The sequence below is a fragment of the Massilicoli timonensis genome (assembly GCF_900199515.1).
Taxonomy (GTDB): Bacteria; Bacillota_I; Bacilli_A; order Erysipelotrichales; family Erysipelotrichaceae; genus Massilicoli; species Massilicoli timonensis.
The window spans coordinates 792193-808006 of the sequence record NZ_LT963434.1 but is presented as its reverse complement, the minus strand read 5'-3'; the positions used below and the strand labels follow the sequence as shown (position 1 = coordinate 808006).

Genomic DNA, 15814 nt, shown 5'->3' with positions numbered 1-15814 from the left:
GTGATAACATGCAGACGAAAGAAAATGCGATCGAAGTCAGACACTTATACAAGAAGTTTAAGGTCGTGTATGACAAGCCACAGACATTAAAAGAACAAATCATATCTTTCCATAGAAAGAAGGCGGAATACCGCAGCGTTTTGGAAGATATTTGCATTAATATAAAAAAAGGTGAAACCGTTGCTTTGATCGGTACGAATGGAAGCGGAAAATCAACGCTTTTGAAACTGATGACAAAGATTCTTTATCCCAATGCGGGAGAATTGAAAACTTATGGAAAACTGACTTCCCTGCTGGAATTGGGAGCAGGCTTTCATCCGGATTTTTCGGGAAGAGAGAATATTTATTTTAATGCTTCGATCTTCGGTTTGACCCGGAAGGAAATCGATGCGCGGATACAAGACATCATTGATTTTTCCGAGTTAGGCGATTTTATTGATAATCCGGTACGTACGTATTCTTCGGGCATGTATATGCGCTTAGCTTTTTCGGTTGCCATCAATGTCGATGCGGAAATTTTATTGATTGATGAAATATTAGGCGTCGGCGATCAGTATTTTCAAGATAAATGTTTCAGAAAATTAGAAGAACTGCGCGATGGCGATAAAACCGTGGTGATCGTTTCTCACAGCTTAGATACATTGAGAGAGCTGTGTAATCGGGCAATTTGGATCTATAAGGGAAAAGTCCAAATGGATGGAGAACCCAATGAAGTAATTGACGCTTATTTGCAGCAGGTCATCTTAGACCATAAAGCGGACAGTAAAAATCAAGTGATCGAGAAAAAAGACAAATATGTGGGGCATATGGTAATCGATTTCCCGCAAAACGGAGCAGTGCTTTCACATAATGAAAAACTGAAATTACAGGGTTGGGAATTAAGCGATTGTCTGCATGCAAGGCTGGAAGTCATGATAGACCGTCAGGAAATCACTGCAATCGATCGCATAGAGCGAGCGGATCTGCTTATCATTTATGAAAATCAATTTGGGGGTTACGCGACCAATCCGACCCCCGGGTTCCATGCTGAAATAGACGTTGCCGATCTTGTGAACGGCACGCATCATATTAGTGTAAAGGTATATGATGAAAACGAACAGTTGCTGTGTATGGAAGAAAGAAAATTTGAACTGATATAAGAGGTGGTTTTATGAGCTTGATAAAAGAACTCTATGCTTATCGGGAGTTGTTGAAATCAAATATCAAAAAGGAAATCAGAGGGAAATACAAAGGCTCCTTTTTAGGCGTACTGTGGTCTTTTATCAATCCTTTGCTTTCCGTATTGGTATATGCGATCGTCTTTCCCTATTTAATGCGCAGCACGGTGGATAACTATTTGGTATATTTGATTACCGGAGTAATTCCGTGGACCTTCTTCACTACGGTAATGAGCCAGGGCATGGCTTCGATCAAAGTGAATGCCGGTATTATCAAGAAGGTGTATTTTCCAAGAGAAATCCTGCCTTTGTCAGTGGTTTCTGCCGGTATCATCAACTTTTTCATCTCTTGTGTCATCATTTTGGTTTTCTGCGCTATTTTCGCAGTTGGCTTTTCTTGGCATTTGCTGCTGCTGCCGATTGCAGCACTGCTGCAGTTTCTGATTTGTTTAGGATTGACATTAGCGTTTAGCGCCATCAATATTTACATAAAGGATATGGAGTATATCATCAATTTTGTGATCAATATGCTGTTTTACGGTACCCCGATCTTGTATGAGCTGAGCGGTTTTTCAACACAGGTGCCGGCTTTTCTGCTTTGGTTGGTAAAAATCAATCCGTTTACGCATCTGATGCAGATTTATCGTGATATTTTTATGTACCACCAATTGACCGATATCTGGAGCTGGGCTTATGTCGCATTGATTGCGCTTGTTTGTCTGGTATTGGGACTGTTCATCTTCAAGAAATTAGAAAAGGGATTTGCTGAGGAGGTTTAGTATGGGCAAGAAAACTAACACTGTTTCAGTAAAGAAAAAATACATTTCGGGCGTGCAAAATCCGAAATTGGGAATCATCTACGAATCTGGGGACGCCTCTCCAGATTTTCGAGTATATGCCGATGGAAAACCCCATTCTTATCACATTAAGAAATTGGTAAAAGAATTGCAGTATTTACTGGAGATCGATTTTGATAAGCAGATCAAATCGGTGGAAGTAAAGATCGTGGAAGAAGAACGGGAAATCTCGCTTTTGCGCTATCGCAATTATTTCCTGAAAAGGATCGTTTTCAAAATAATCGGCATCATTCGACAAAAACTGGAAAGTGTGATGATCTTCTTTTCGGTGAGCGGACGATTTTTGAAATTATTCTGGAAAGAGCATCATCTGTTAGTGCCGCCGCGTTTATGGAAGAAATATCGCTATGATTTTATGATGAGTTATCGAAACGGCGCCAATCAATTGTTTTATGATCCGTTTGTGCCGAATGAATATCGAAAATGGCTGTTAAAAAACGAACAGGCAGAAGTGCTGAAAGAGTGGTCTTATCAGCCTTTGATCTCTGTGCTGATACCGGTCTATAATGTTTCAGGGGAGTTGCTTTCCGCATGTATTGACTCAATCCTTGCGCAAAGTTATCCGCATTTTGAAATCTGTATTGCAGATGATCATTCCACCAATCAGGAAACGCTTGCCACCTTAAAGGCTTATGAGCGGAAAGATGATCGTATTAAGGTCGTATATCGAGAAGAAAATGGGCATATTTCAAGAGCGACGAACAGCGCTTTGGCAATCGCGCAGGGGGAATTTGTCGCGCTGGTGGATAATGACGACATGTTGAGTGAAAATGCTTTATATGAGAATGTAAAAGCGCTGAATCGAAATCGAAATCTTGATTTCATTTACAGTGATGAAGATAAATTGGATATGCAGGGAAAACGGCAGGATCCCCATTTCAAAGCGGATTATTCGCCGGACACACTGTTGAGCATGAATTATATATGTCATTTGGCGGTCATCAGAAAAACGCTTATTGAAAAAATAGGCGGTTTCAGCGTCGGTTTAGAGGGGGCGCAGGATTATGATCTGTTTTTGCGCATAAGCGAGGTCACGGATCAAATCTATCATATTCCTAAGATCTTATATCATTGGCGAATGATCGAAAGTTCCACGTCGATGTCTTTGGACAACAAGGATTATGCGGCAGATAAAGGAAAAACGGCAATCGAGCGGGCATTGCAGCGAAGAGGCATTGACGCAAAGGTGGAGATCGATCCGATCAGTCATTATTACCGTGTTGCCTATGAAAGTGAAAAACCGCTTGTCAGTATCATTATTCCGACACGGGACTATGCCGATATTACGGAAAGATGTTTGTGGTCGATCTTTCATAAGACGACTTATCCGAATTATGAAGTACTGCTGGTAAACAACAACAGTGAAAAAGAAGAAACTTTTGCCATGTTTGAGAAATATCGGACGACGTATCGAAATTTCAAAGTGATCGACGCCAATATGGAATTTAATTATTCGAAGATCAACAATTTGGCGGTCAAAGAGGCAAAAGGCGAAGTCATCGTACTGCTGAATAATGATACGGAAGTCTTAACGGATCATTGGTTAGAGACCATGGTCGGCTATGCCATGCAAAAGCATATCGGCGCAGTCGGAGCGAAACTGCTTTATCCGGATATGACGGTACAGCATGCCGGCGTGATCATCGGACTGGGCGGCGTTGCATCACATGCGTATATCGGTGCAAAGCAAGAGGATCCAGGCATTTATGGAAGACTGCGTGTTCCGTACAATTATTCGGCTGTCACTGCCGCATGTCTGGCGGTTCGTAAAGAGTTGTTTGAACAGGTAAACGGTTTGGAAGAAACATTGACGGTTGCCTATAACGATATTGATTTTAATTTGAAACTGCTGGAAGCGGGCTATTTTAACGTATTGGTGCCGCAGGTAGAACTGATTCATCATGAATCGAAATCTAGAGGTATGGATACTAACAGCGAAAAATACAAGCGGTTTGTGAAAGAGCAGAATTATATGTATGAGAAGTGGGAGAGCGTCATTAAAAACGATCGTTTTTACAATCCGAATTATAGTTATAAACTTTGGTTCGTATTAGATAAGTAAAGGAAAACGCATCTGTCTTTGGTAAGGAGTGATTGAAATGAATTGGGGAATGTCTTTGATTTATCTGCCGATGATGTTTTTCATTTATTACAATGCAGGTAAAATCATCTTAAAATCGGCAAAATATAAAAACATCACGGTGATCAAGTCAATAATCAGCGGGTTTATTGCCGTCTATTTTATCAATTTTATAGTTGCTCTTCCCATTCAATTATTGCGTTTGAGTTGGAATATCTACTTTTACGGTATTTCTTCGGCGTATTTGCTGTTGATAGTCCTTATTGTAAAAATAAACGGTATAAAACCGAGTTTTGATTTCGACAGGGACAATTTGCTTTCTTTTGTTAAGCGCCATTTAAGAAAATACTGGTTATTGTATGCGCTGGTAATTGTTTTTTCAATATTATCAATGGCAAATCAGCAGCCGTATTATTCTATGAACTATGATGACCCTTACTATATCGGAAAGATCGTTCATTTGATACAATCACCGGCGGTGTTGAATGAAAACTACTTCAACGGCGCGCTTACGACCGAAACGGTAGGTTTGGAAAGATTATTGAATACATATGAATTAGGATATGGATATTTTGCGACTTTATTTCATATCTCTGTTCCCTTTTTTTGCAGAGCTACTATGGTGATACATAATTACATTTTAGTATTGCTTGTGTATTATGCTTTAGCAGAGGTATTTGCGGGGAAGGAAACGGCTTTGTCTCAATATGTGTTATTGCCGTTTGTTGTCTTTATTATTCCGTTTGGTTATCTGAATGTAGAATCATTTATACATATGTATGATGGCTGGCAGTTTCAGACAGCAATATTTTATGGTGGTTCTGTTGTGAGAGTGACAGCAATTCCTACGATTTTATTATTTGCCAAAGACTTATTGGAAAAAATAGATTTCAGAAAAATTATATTCATGGGAATGATTTATCTGGTTATGTTATCATTTTCATCTATTTTTATACAAATAGGAATACTTATGTTTCTTATTTTGATATTTATAAAAATCTGGATCGTATATCGGGAAACATCTATAAGAAGCAGAAAAATATCGGCTGCTTTATCGGGGGGGCTATTGCTGGGACTTGTTTTATCTGTGAGCCTTATAGACAAAAATGCGTTGCCTAGCATTGCCGAAGGAGAATCGTTTTTCATTGCATATATCAATGACGGAGCTTTTTTCGCATATGGCTTTATCATTCTGTTAGCTACATTTCCTTTATGTAAAGACAGTATAGGAAGATATCTGATACTTGCGGTTACGCTATTTTATCTGTTTTTGCGACTGAATATTTTTGAACAATTACTTGCGATTACTTCCTTTGATCTGTTTTTTGTAACGCTCAGAACGATTGCTTCGGTTGAGCACATGTTGCTGTTTTTTATAGGGGTTATTTTGGTTAAAACAGTTGAGAGGATCAGCCTTACTAAATGGATTGCATATTTTGCGGCAGTTTGTTTGACAATGACGGTCGTTTATTGGCTTAAAAATATCGAACGCTTTAAGTTGTATGAATATCTGGGTTCCGGCGTCAATAAAGACGGATATTCGATTTCAAGACTGTTACACAATGATCAGATGATTCCAAACCTTATTTCAGAAACTGGCAAATATTTTGAAACATTGGATTATGGAAATTATAAATTGCTTCTTGCAGAATCCTACTCGTATGATAATACCGAACTAGATTCAATGGGGTTTGTCATGGCTTCTAATAGAATTGAAACGTCATTGAGAGGCGGATGTGGCTTAACACAAACTGAGTATGACACGGCTCTTGATTATTTCAGAGGTGAGAAAACATATTCAGAATTAAGTATAATCGTGAAAAAAAGAGAAATTGACTACATTTTGATTGGCGATGAAAAACAATATGAAGAATTATTAGGGTATAATAAAGAGTGTGTTATGACTTTTGAAAATGGAACACAGAGAATGTTTTGGTTGATGAAATTAAGGTAGGGATAAATATGAGGACTTTATTAGTGATACCTTCATACAATGAAGCATTGAATATCGAAAATGTGATAAAAGATATTCAGGAAAACGCAAAAGGGATCGATTATGTGATTGTAGATGACGGATCAAAAGACAATACAAGAGAGATCATAGAAAAAAATCACTTTAATTGTATTTATGGATTTATGAATCAGGGGTTATTCGGTGCGGTGCAGACCGGTTTCAAGTATGCGCTTGAATATGATTACGATATTGCGATTCAGTTTGACGGCGATGGGCAGCATCCCGCTTCAGCCGTTGCAAAGCTGGTGGAAGCGATCGAAGCGGGCAATGATATTGCGATTGGTTCACGCTTTGTAAGTGAGAAGAAGCCCTTTACCGCAAGAATGCTGGGAAGCAGACTGATTGCCTTTTCAATCAAGCTTGTAACCGGTAAAACGATAAAAGATCCTACCAGCGGTTTGCGGGCATATGGGAAAAGATGTATTGCCGATTATGCAAATGATATGAACAATCCCCCGGAACCGGATACACTGGTTTACATGCTGCGAAAAAAGCGGAAAATAACAGAAGTACAGGTTACGATGCGGGATAGAGAGTTCGGTGAATCCTATCTGAATTTATCCAATACGATTAAATATATGTCAAGAATGGCGATTTCAATTTTTATGATACAGCCATTTAGAAAGGTGAGGTAAATGCCATGAAAACATCTTTACAGTTATTTTTCTTGATTGCGAGTTTCTTTATCTTTCTTTTTGTAGTCAGTAAGATTCGCAAGCATAAACTGAATATTGATGATGCGCTTGTGTGGATCTTATGGGCGCTGCTGTTACTGGTATTCAGTATTTTTCCGAAAATTGCGTCATGGATCTCAAAATTTTTGGGATTTCAATCACCGAGCAACTTTATCTTGTGCTTGTTTATCTTCTTTTTATATTTATTGCTGTTCTATCAGTCTATTACCATATCTTTATTAAAGGAGCGAAACAAGGAACTGATACAGAAACTAAGTTTGCATGAATATAAAAACAGGAATAAGTAAAGGAAGACGCGAATATGAAGATTGCGATTTTTTCCGCTCAGTTTTTGCCTCATATGGGCGGTGTTGAAAATTATACTTATCACTTAGCAAAAAAAATGATAGCTGAGGGGCATCAGGTATCTGTTATTACCTGTAATCTCGGTGGTTGGGATAGAACAGCTGATTTTGATGGTATTCTTGTATATAGATTTGATGCATTTGATTTTATTCAGGGAAGATATCCGATCGCTAAAAAGAACCGGGCAAATGCGAAGCTGAAAAAAGAGATCAATCGCTTAGAATTCGATTATGTCATCGTCAATACTCGTTTCTATCTGCATTCTTTGTATGGAGTGAATTTTGCGAGAAAAAAACATATTCCCTGCATGGTGATTGAACATGGTACTGCGCATCTAAGCGTAAATGTAAAACTGTTAGATGTGATCGGCGCTGCATATGAACACGCTTTAACTTATTTAGTAAAGAAAAAATGTGATACTTTTTATGCCGTATCAAAAAACAGTGGAAAGTGGCTGGAGCATTTTCATATTCATGCGCAAGGGGTGTTATACAACGCTGTTGCCGATGATGAGATTGAAGCGATCATACAGGAAAAAAAGGAAGCAGTTAAAACAAAACTGCATATTCCAAAACAAGATCGGGTCATTACTTTTACCGGTCGTCTAGTTCAAGAAAAAGGAATTTTGCAGCTATTGGCGGCGTTTCAAGCGGTTTTACCAAAGCATCTGCATCTTTGTATTGCGGGAGAGGGAATCTTGGAAAATACCGCGCAGGCATATGCCGGTGCACAAATACATCTACTGGGCAGATTATCTTTCAAAGAGGTAATTGCATTGTTAAGCGAATCAGATTATTTCATATTACCATCAGATTCGGAGGGCTTTTCCACTTCTGTTTTAGAAGCGGGAATCTGTGAGTGTTACATCATTTCATCAGATGTCGGCGGTATTCGGGAAGTAATATTAGACGATACATACGGAATGATTTTACCAAACAATCGAAAAGAAGATATTGCAAGGGCGCTTTCCGCTCTGCCAAATCTTAAAGAGGAGGACTATCGCAAGGCAATTCAGCTTACGAAAGAAAGAATCAAAACTCATTTTACTTGGGAAATCACATATCGTAAGATCATGGAAATCATACAAAATCAAACAAGCTAGAGAGGAGAAGCACAATGGGAATTTCAAAGGGTTATGACGATGAAACACTGAAAAGAGTGCAAGAAGTACAGTTGGGCATTCTGAAATCGTTTATTTCTTTCTGTGACAAACATGATTTACATTATTTTATGACTTATGGTTCAGCGCTAGGAACAGTGCGTCATCACGGTTTTATTCCATGGGATGACGACATTGATGTAGGCATGCTGAGACCGGAATATGAAAGATTTTTAGAATTGTTTGCGAAAGAGGGAATAGAAAATCTAGAGATTTTAACGCCGCTTCATAACGAAGCGTTTGCGAGCAGAGTAACTCATTTACAGCGCAAGGACACGACTTTTATCAGTGAATATTCAAAGGATCTGAAGTGTCATACAGGCATCAACATGGATATTTTTATCTACGATAAGGTAAGCAATGATCCAAAGATCAGAAAAAAACAGTTTCACTATACCTATCTTTTAGGTAAGTTGTTGTTTTTGAAGGGAACCGCAAATCCGAATATTCCGGCAAAAGGGCTGAAAGGAAAGCTTTATCATGCTGCTTGTATCGTGATTCATCATTTTTTGAATCTGTTTCGAATCAAAGCATCCAGCATCTATAAAAAAATGATGCGATATGCGATGTCGGCAAGTCATGAAGACAGCGCTTATGTTGCCCATTTCGGCGGATATCGGACAGAAATCGGCGTTTTCTCAGTGGCGGATGATATTTTTCCGTTAAGAAAAATGAAGTATGAAGAGATCGAGGTAAATGTGATTTATCAGGTAGAGAAGTTTTTGACTATATTTTACGGCGAAAAATACATGGAAATGCCGCCGGTGGAATTGCAAGTGAATCATTATCCGTATAAAATAGAGTTTGGTGATTACGATGAATGATTTTTATGATCGGCTGCTCAATAAAAAAGTCAGTTTGAAAGATAACACGATTTGGTATACGGCAGGCTGTTTATGCAGTTCCGCATCGTCGTTTTTATTGCTTTTGCTGGTTACGCGGACTTTGGGAGCGTTTGAAGGCGGCGTATTTGCGATCGGCTGGACGATTTGTCAGTTATTGCTGACGGTGGGGCGGTTTGGAACACGCAATTATCAGGTTTCCGATATAAAAAAAGAGTTTTCATTCAGCGATTACTTTTCATCTAAAGTGCTGTATATCGTGTTTATGCTAATCGGCTGCGCAATCTATGCTTATCTGTTGCGGTTGAATGCTTATAAGACGCAAATTGCTTTTTTGCTTACGTTCTTTGTGATCCCGGAAGTGCTTGCAGACGCCTTTGCCGGTAACTTTCAATTTCATAATAAATTGCATATATCCGGAAAATCTACGGTTGTGAGAACATCGGTTTCCGATCTTCTTTTTCTTGGATTGCTCCTTGTCGGCGGAAAGTTGAACATATCGATTTTAGCGGCGACTGTATATGGTTTGTTGTGGCTTTATTTCTTCGATTATAAATTGACGATACGATCAGGAGAAAAGATCTGGCGTTTCGATATCAAAAAAATTATGAGATTGACATATGTGTGTTTTCCAATCTGTGCAAGTGCGTTTTTTACGAACTTGATCATATCGATCCCGAAAAATGCGATAGAACTTGTGTTAAATGAAGAAATACAGGCGATCTACGGTGTGATCTTCATGCCCTCTTCGGTAATCAATATGTTGGGAATGTTTGTGTTTTTGCCGCTGTATGGAAGAATTGCGTTGTTTTGGAATGAGCATAATCTTCATCAGTTTAAGCGCATCGTTTTTCAAAATATTACATATATCATCTTTTTGACAGTAATTGTCATGGCTGGTGGATATTTATTGGGGATTGAGGTTCTAAGCTTTATCTACAATATCGATCTGACCAATTATAAATTGTCATTAATGATATTGTTGCTTGCTGGGGGAATGAACTGCTTTGTGGTCTTGGTAAATTATCTGATAACAGTGATGCGAAAACAGAAATTTATGTTGTTCATATATATCTTTGTGAGCATTGTCATGCAGTTGCTGGCAGTTCCTGTAACAAAACAGTTCAATGTAGAGGGGGCAGCGACTTTATATCTGGTATCGATTTCTTTCATCGCATTTTTGTTGTTGCTTGTATTCATCGGTTCATATAAAAAAGAAAGGTAGGAGTGATCGAAATGAAAGTAACTATTATCGGCGGAGGCAATATCGGCACGTTAATGGCCGCGGAATATGCGGACAAAGGGCATCATGTAACTTTATATACGTCGAAGCCGGAACGCTGGAGTCAAAAAATCAAAGTATATAATGCCGAAGAAGAATTATTGAAAACAGCAGTGCTTCATAAAATAACCAATAATATGGAAGAAGCGCTTGCTGATGCGGAATATGTTTGGGTGGTAACACCGGCACAGACATTTGAAAACATGGCGGAGAAAATGCTGCCATATGTGACAAGTAAGCATAAGATCGGTATTGTTCCCGGTACCGGCGATGCTGAGTTTGCTTTTTATCAGTTTATTCAAAAAGGCTGTACCTTCATCGGCTTTCAAAGAGTGCACAGTGTTGCCCGCTTAAAGGAATATGGACATTCTGTATATGAATTGGGAAGAAAAGCAGAACTGCGCATCGGTGTGATTCCCGCTTCTATGACGCAAATGATCTGCAATGAGGTAGCCGCGGTCCTTGAAATGCCATGTGTTCCTTTGGATAATTATCTTTCGGTTACTTTAACGCCTTCTAATCCGATTTTGCATACCACAAGATTGTATACAATGTTCAAAAACTATCGGGAAGGTATGAAGTATCCACGAAATTTCTTGTTTTACGAAGAGTGGGATGACGCCTCTTCACAAATGCTCATTGACTGTGATCAAGAACTACAAACATTATGCGATACCATTCCTTTAGATTTAACAAGTGTTGCGTCGCTGCAAGATTATTATGAAAGTCACAGTGTAAGGGCGATGACAGAAAAAATCACATCGATCAAAGCGTTCAAAGGATTGACTTCCCCGATGAAAAAGGCAGTAGACGGAGATGGCTGGATCCCGGATTGGGAGTCTCGCTATTTTACTGCCGATTTTCCATATGGACTAAAAATCATTAAAGATTTGGCCGTGCTGTTTCATGTTGCAACACCGCATATAGATGAAGTTTATAATTGGTATGAACAAGTAGCCAAACAGCCGCATCATAAAGTATTTTCATTGACCATTACCAAAGAACAATTATTGCGCTTATATCGATAAATGCGTATAGGGAGGATGAATGATGGAACTGAATCGCTGCCAATTTGAATTGCTTTCTTATATAGAAGAGCATGGAAAAAAACACTATTCTTGGAGAGAATTAGCAGACGCCTTAGCTATATCGGGAACAGCTGTCATAAAAGAACAAACTTTCCTATTAGAAAATCACTTGCTTGCACAAGCAGAAGACAATGCTTTGGAAATCACGGAAAGCGGTTTGGCTAGTCTGGAGCCGTATCGTGTGGAAAGAGCTGTAATTTTTGCTGCTGGTTTTGGTTCTCGGATGGTGCCGGCCACACTGGATACACCAAAGCCTTTGGTCATGGTAAATGGAGTCAGGATCATTGATCGTCTGCTTGACGCGCTGGTAAGCAAGGGAATTTATGACATTACGATCGTAAGAGGCTATTTGAAGGATAAATTTGATGAATTGCTGGTTAAGTATCCGTTCTTAACATTCATTGACAACGACAGATATGAGACAGAAAACAATATCTCTTCGGCGCTGTTGGCAAAGGAGAAAATTCGCAACTGTTATATCTGTGCAGGCGATCTTTTGCTATCTAATCCTGCGATTATTAAAAAATACCATTATCAAAGCAATTATCTTGCTTCCTATGCTTTGGAAACAGATGATTGGTGCTTTGATTTTGTAAACGGCTATGCCTCGCATTATCGCAAAGGTGGCACGAACTGCTTTAATCAGTATGAAATTACATATTGGAATGAAGCAGATTGCAGAAAGTTGGTCAAGGATTGGGAAGCGGCTTATGCTTTAGAAAAAGGCTATGATCTGTTTTGGGAGTTCATTCCATTGGTTTTATATAAAGAACATTATCAAGTAGAAATCAGACAATGCAGAAAAACAGATATTATGGAAATTGATAATTTTTATGAACTGGCTGAAATAGATCCGCATTATCGAAACATGCAGACAGAGAAATAAGGGAGGACATTGTATGAAGTGCTATTGCGGAACGATTATTACAGTCAATGCGAATGATGATGTGGTAAGATACTTGGTGGAAGATAAGGGAAAAATCATCTATGTTGGAAATGAATTGCCAAAGCAGTATCAGAACGCGGAAATAATAGATTTGAAAGAGAAAGCACTGATTCCTGCTTTTGTGGACACGCACCAGCATTTTGCTTCTTTTTCTACCTTCCATAGCGGCTTGAATGTCATGGGGGCGACCTCTAATCGAGAGATTGCGGAAATGATCAAAGCGTTCGCAAAGTCGAAAAAGGCGAAGACCCTGATCGTATTTGGTGCTTCTCCTTATTCAGTTGAGGAGAAAAGACTGATTTCGCGCAGTGAATTAGATGCCGTTTGCGCGCAACAGGAAGTAATGGTTGTAAAATACGATGGACATGCCTGTGTTGTTAACTCCAAGCTGCTCGGTAAAATGAAGGATAAGGTACAGCATCTGCGCGGCTATCATGAGGAAAGCGGCGAAATGAATCAAGAAGCGTTTTTCGCATTTTCCAATTATATCACTAATTCACTGTCGTTAGTCGATCTGATTCGTAATATGCAGGAATCGTTAGATTTTCAGGCGAAGCGAGGAATCGGCTGTATCCATACGGTAAGCGGTGTCGGATTCAAAAGAGATTTAGATATCACTTTAGAAAAGCTGTTTGCGCAGTCTTTGCAAAACGGTTTTCAAATCAGAGTATTTCCCCAGTCACTCGATACAAAAGCTGCGCATAGCAGAAAACTGCCGCGGATCGGCGGTTGCTTTGCCTGTGCGTTGGATGGTTGCTTCGGTTCTCATGATGCGGCGATGAATGAAGCGTATACAGATGAGGAGGGTGGCAACGGCGTTTTATATTACAGTGATAAGAAAATCATTGCATTTTGTAAAAAGGCAAATCGAGAAGGATTACAAATCGAACTGCACGCAATCGGTGATCAAGCGTTTGATCAGGCGTGTCGTGCCTTGAAAGCAGCGTTGGATGACTATCCTAGAAAAGATCATCGCCATGGAATCATTCACGCATGTCTGCCGACAGAAACCGGCATGACGATTTGTAAAGAATATCAGATTCAACTACTGGTGCAAAGCGCCTTTATTGACTGGAAGCAAGAGCCGGATTCATATTTAGAAAGCATTATGGGAAAGAAACGGGTAAAGCGGTTAAATCCGCTGCGTACCTTTATGGAAAATGGCATTGTATTAGCAGCCGGCTCTGATGCACCATGCACAGATCCAAATCCGATTGACTGGATGGCAAAAGCAGTGAATCATAAAGAAGAGGCGATCACTATACATCAGGCACTTAGAATGTGTACTTACAACGGTTATTATGCCTGCTTTGATGAAACCGAAAGAGGCAGTCTGGAATGTGGGAAAATAGCAGATATGACGGTTTTATCGCACAATCCATATGCGATGAAAAAAGAAGAATTGCATCATCTACAGGTAGAAGGACTGATCCTGAATGGAGAACCGTATAAAAGCTGTAAGATGAATGTAGTAAAAACAGTTTTATCAGGATTACTCAAAAAAGGAAAGGTATAGAATATTTTAGCAGATTAGGAGATTCTATCATGACAAAAGCAGAGTTTACGATCTTGAATCATTTATATGAGAGAGGGACCGAAAGAAAAAATGAATTGCCGGAAGTGGCTTTGACACAAATACTTTCAGATTCGCTTTCCTATGAACGTTTGGTTGGGAAAGGATATATTGATCGTCACAGCGGAAAGATCACAGCTGCGGGAATACAGGCGCTGGAGCCTTATCGGGTAGACAATGCCATTATTATGGCGGCCGGTGCTTCTACAAGATTTGTCCCTTTATCGCTGGAAAAGCCGAAGGGTTTATATGAAGTAAAAGGAAAACGCTTGATCGATCGGCAGATCGAACAATTACAGGAAGCCGGAATCAAAGATATTACCGTTGTATTAGGCTATAAGAAGGAAATGTTTTTTTACTTAAAGGAGAAGTATCAAGTGAAATTCATTTTTAATGCGGCCTATAATATAAAAAACAATATCGAAAGTCTGTATCTGGCACGGAATGAAATGAAGAATACCTATATTTGTTCCTGTGATAATTATTTCATGGATAACCCTTTCCATCAGTATGAATATCAGTCATTTTATGCGGGAGTGACGGTACGGGATAGAACAAATGAAATGTACGTGGAAACTGATGAACAAATGCGTATTGTGGAAATGAAGAAAGGGAAAGCCGAAGGCTTGATTTTAATGGGACATGCCTTTTGGCAAAAGCCATTTGCGTCTAAGTTTCTTGAACTTGCTGAAGCGGATCGAAGCATCGGCATGTATGATTCTTTGTTTTGGGAATGGCTGGTAAAGGATCATTTACCGGAACTGCCGCCGTTTTATTTGAAAGAGTATGCAGCGAATGTTATCTTTGAGTTTGATTATTTTGATGAACTGCGTAAATTTGATGAACAGTATATCCATCATACCCAAAGTAAGATCATCAGTAACATTCAGTCGGTGTTTCATTGTGAAGAAGCTAAGATCTGTCATTTTAGAAAGGTTGAAGAAGGAATGACCAACACTTCCTTCATCTTTCAAATAGATGGCGTAGATTATATTTATCGGCATCCCGGTGATGGCACAGAAAATATTATCAATCGAAGTCATGAAAAACGCTCGCTGGAAATCGCAAAAGAATGGGGCTTTGATCCGACTTATGTGTATATGGATATAAACGAGGGCTGGAAGATCTCGATTTATATTCCTTCTTTTCGCGAACCGGACTATCAAAACTTTGATGATACTGAGAAAATTTTGGCAGTGCTGCGACGGCTGCACGCAATTCCGGTTTCAGTTGATTATGGTATGCGTCCTTGGGAAGACGCGTTGACAATGGAAGAACTGCTGGTAAAAAAAGATCCTTCTTGCTTTCACACTTTTTATCCATTGAAAGAAAAGATTGGGAAGCTGTATCAAATGACAAAAGCGGACGGAGTGAAAAAGTGTTTTTGTCATGGGGATACGTATCGGCCTAACTGGATGATCAAAGCAGATGAAGATGTGATCTTAATTGACTGGGAATATTCCGGATATTCTGATCCCGGTATTGATATTGGTTATTATATCGTCGATGCTATGTACGAGTTTGATCAGGCAGAGCAATTTATTCGTGCCTATCTGAAAGAAGACTACAATGAACAGCGATGTTTCCATTATATGGCATATACGGCAATCATTGCATATTATTGGTTTGTATGGGCAATGTATCGGGAATCTTGCGGTGCAATCATGGGAGAATCACTGTACCAGTGGTATGAAATGGCGAAAAAATATGCAGATCATTTGTTGTAAACATAGTATGACTTTATGATAAAGTAAATAACCCTGTGTCTAGGCATAT

At 39.3% G+C, this 15814-nt stretch carries 13 protein-coding genes; all 13 read left to right on the top strand.

Annotated features, from left to right (window positions below; translation table 11 throughout):
• Positions 1–8: 8 nt before the first annotated feature.
• The 13 genes from C1712_RS06005 to C1712_RS05940 are packed head-to-tail and all read left to right on the top strand — an operon-like array spanning position 9 to position 15765.
• Positions 9–1139, top strand: coding sequence for an ABC transporter ATP-binding protein (locus C1712_RS06005; RefSeq protein ID WP_102267687.1), 1131 nt, complete (start codon positions 9–11; stop codon positions 1137–1139).
• Positions 1140–1150: 11 nt separating this feature from the next.
• Positions 1151–1936 carry an ABC transporter permease gene (locus C1712_RS06000; protein ID WP_102267685.1) on the top strand — a complete coding sequence of 262 codons (786 nt, stop codon included), beginning with the start codon at positions 1151–1153 and terminating at the stop codon, positions 1934–1936.
• Position 1937: 1 nt separating this feature from the next.
• Positions 1938–4076 (top strand): glycosyltransferase family 2 protein, encoded by a 2139-nt coding sequence (locus C1712_RS05995; protein WP_102267683.1) that lies wholly within the window; start codon positions 1938–1940, stop codon positions 4074–4076.
• Between the two features lie 37 nt (positions 4077–4113).
• The gene (locus C1712_RS05990; protein WP_102267681.1) at positions 4114–6048 is read left to right on the top strand and encodes a DUF6077 domain-containing protein; all 1935 of its coding nucleotides are present in this window, start codon (positions 4114–4116) and stop codon (positions 6046–6048) included.
• 8 nt (positions 6049–6056) lie between these two features.
• Positions 6057–6743 (top strand): glycosyltransferase family 2 protein, encoded by a 687-nt coding sequence (locus C1712_RS05985; protein ID WP_102267678.1) that lies wholly within the window; start codon positions 6057–6059, stop codon positions 6741–6743.
• 5 nt (positions 6744–6748) lie between these two features.
• The gene (locus tag C1712_RS05980; RefSeq protein WP_102267676.1) at positions 6749–7090 is read left to right on the top strand and encodes a DUF2304 domain-containing protein; all 342 of its coding nucleotides are present in this window, start codon (positions 6749–6751) and stop codon (positions 7088–7090) included.
• A 14-nt stretch (positions 7091–7104) separates the two neighbouring features.
• Positions 7105–8250 (top strand): glycosyltransferase family 4 protein, encoded by a 1146-nt coding sequence (locus C1712_RS05975; RefSeq protein ID WP_102267673.1) that lies wholly within the window; start codon positions 7105–7107, stop codon positions 8248–8250.
• 14 nt (positions 8251–8264) lie between these two features.
• On the top strand, positions 8265–9131 hold the full coding sequence (locus C1712_RS05970; RefSeq protein ID WP_102267671.1) for a LicD family protein: 867 nt from the start codon (positions 8265–8267) through the stop codon (positions 9129–9131).
• On the top strand, positions 9124–10374 hold the full coding sequence (locus C1712_RS05965) for a lipopolysaccharide biosynthesis protein (RefSeq protein ID WP_102267669.1): 1251 nt from the start codon (positions 9124–9126) through the stop codon (positions 10372–10374). Before C1712_RS05970 ends, C1712_RS05965 begins: the two co-directional genes overlap by 8 nt.
• A gap of 11 nt (positions 10375–10385) precedes the next feature.
• Positions 10386–11459 (top strand): NAD/NADP-dependent octopine/nopaline dehydrogenase family protein, encoded by a 1074-nt coding sequence (locus tag C1712_RS12875; protein ID WP_219718842.1) that lies wholly within the window; start codon positions 10386–10388, stop codon positions 11457–11459.
• A gap of 22 nt (positions 11460–11481) precedes the next feature.
• Positions 11482–12405: a phosphocholine cytidylyltransferase family protein gene (locus C1712_RS05950; protein WP_178200081.1), complete on the top strand. Its 924-nt coding sequence runs from the start codon at positions 11482–11484 to the stop codon at positions 12403–12405.
• A 13-nt stretch (positions 12406–12418) separates the two neighbouring features.
• Positions 12419–13981 carry an amidohydrolase gene (locus C1712_RS05945; protein ID WP_102267665.1) on the top strand — a complete coding sequence of 521 codons (1563 nt, stop codon included), beginning with the start codon at positions 12419–12421 and terminating at the stop codon, positions 13979–13981.
• A gap of 29 nt (positions 13982–14010) precedes the next feature.
• Positions 14011–15765 carry a phosphotransferase gene (locus tag C1712_RS05940; protein ID WP_102267663.1) on the top strand — a complete coding sequence of 585 codons (1755 nt, stop codon included), beginning with the start codon at positions 14011–14013 and terminating at the stop codon, positions 15763–15765.
• Positions 15766–15814: the final 49 nt, after the last annotated feature.

Coding starts and splice junctions, on each gene's coding strand:
- C1712_RS06005 (WP_102267687.1), top strand. CDS start 9: ATGCAGACGAAAGAAAATGCGATCGAAGTCAGACACTTATACAAGAAG.
- C1712_RS06000 (WP_102267685.1), top strand. CDS start 1,151: ATGAGCTTGATAAAAGAACTCTATGCTTATCGGGAGTTGTTGAAATCA.
- C1712_RS05995 (WP_102267683.1), top strand. CDS start 1,938: ATGGGCAAGAAAACTAACACTGTTTCAGTAAAGAAAAAATACATTTCG.
- C1712_RS05990 (WP_102267681.1), top strand. CDS start 4,114: ATGAATTGGGGAATGTCTTTGATTTATCTGCCGATGATGTTTTTCATT.
- C1712_RS05985 (WP_102267678.1), top strand. CDS start 6,057: ATGAGGACTTTATTAGTGATACCTTCATACAATGAAGCATTGAATATC.
- C1712_RS05980 (WP_102267676.1), top strand. CDS start 6,749: ATGAAAACATCTTTACAGTTATTTTTCTTGATTGCGAGTTTCTTTATC.
- C1712_RS05975 (WP_102267673.1), top strand. CDS start 7,105: ATGAAGATTGCGATTTTTTCCGCTCAGTTTTTGCCTCATATGGGCGGT.
- C1712_RS05970 (WP_102267671.1), top strand. CDS start 8,265: ATGGGAATTTCAAAGGGTTATGACGATGAAACACTGAAAAGAGTGCAA.
- C1712_RS05965 (WP_102267669.1), top strand. CDS start 9,124: ATGAATGATTTTTATGATCGGCTGCTCAATAAAAAAGTCAGTTTGAAA.
- C1712_RS12875 (WP_219718842.1), top strand. CDS start 10,386: ATGAAAGTAACTATTATCGGCGGAGGCAATATCGGCACGTTAATGGCC.
- C1712_RS05950 (WP_178200081.1), top strand. CDS start 11,482: ATGGAACTGAATCGCTGCCAATTTGAATTGCTTTCTTATATAGAAGAG.
- C1712_RS05945 (WP_102267665.1), top strand. CDS start 12,419: ATGAAGTGCTATTGCGGAACGATTATTACAGTCAATGCGAATGATGAT.
- C1712_RS05940 (WP_102267663.1), top strand. CDS start 14,011: ATGACAAAAGCAGAGTTTACGATCTTGAATCATTTATATGAGAGAGGG.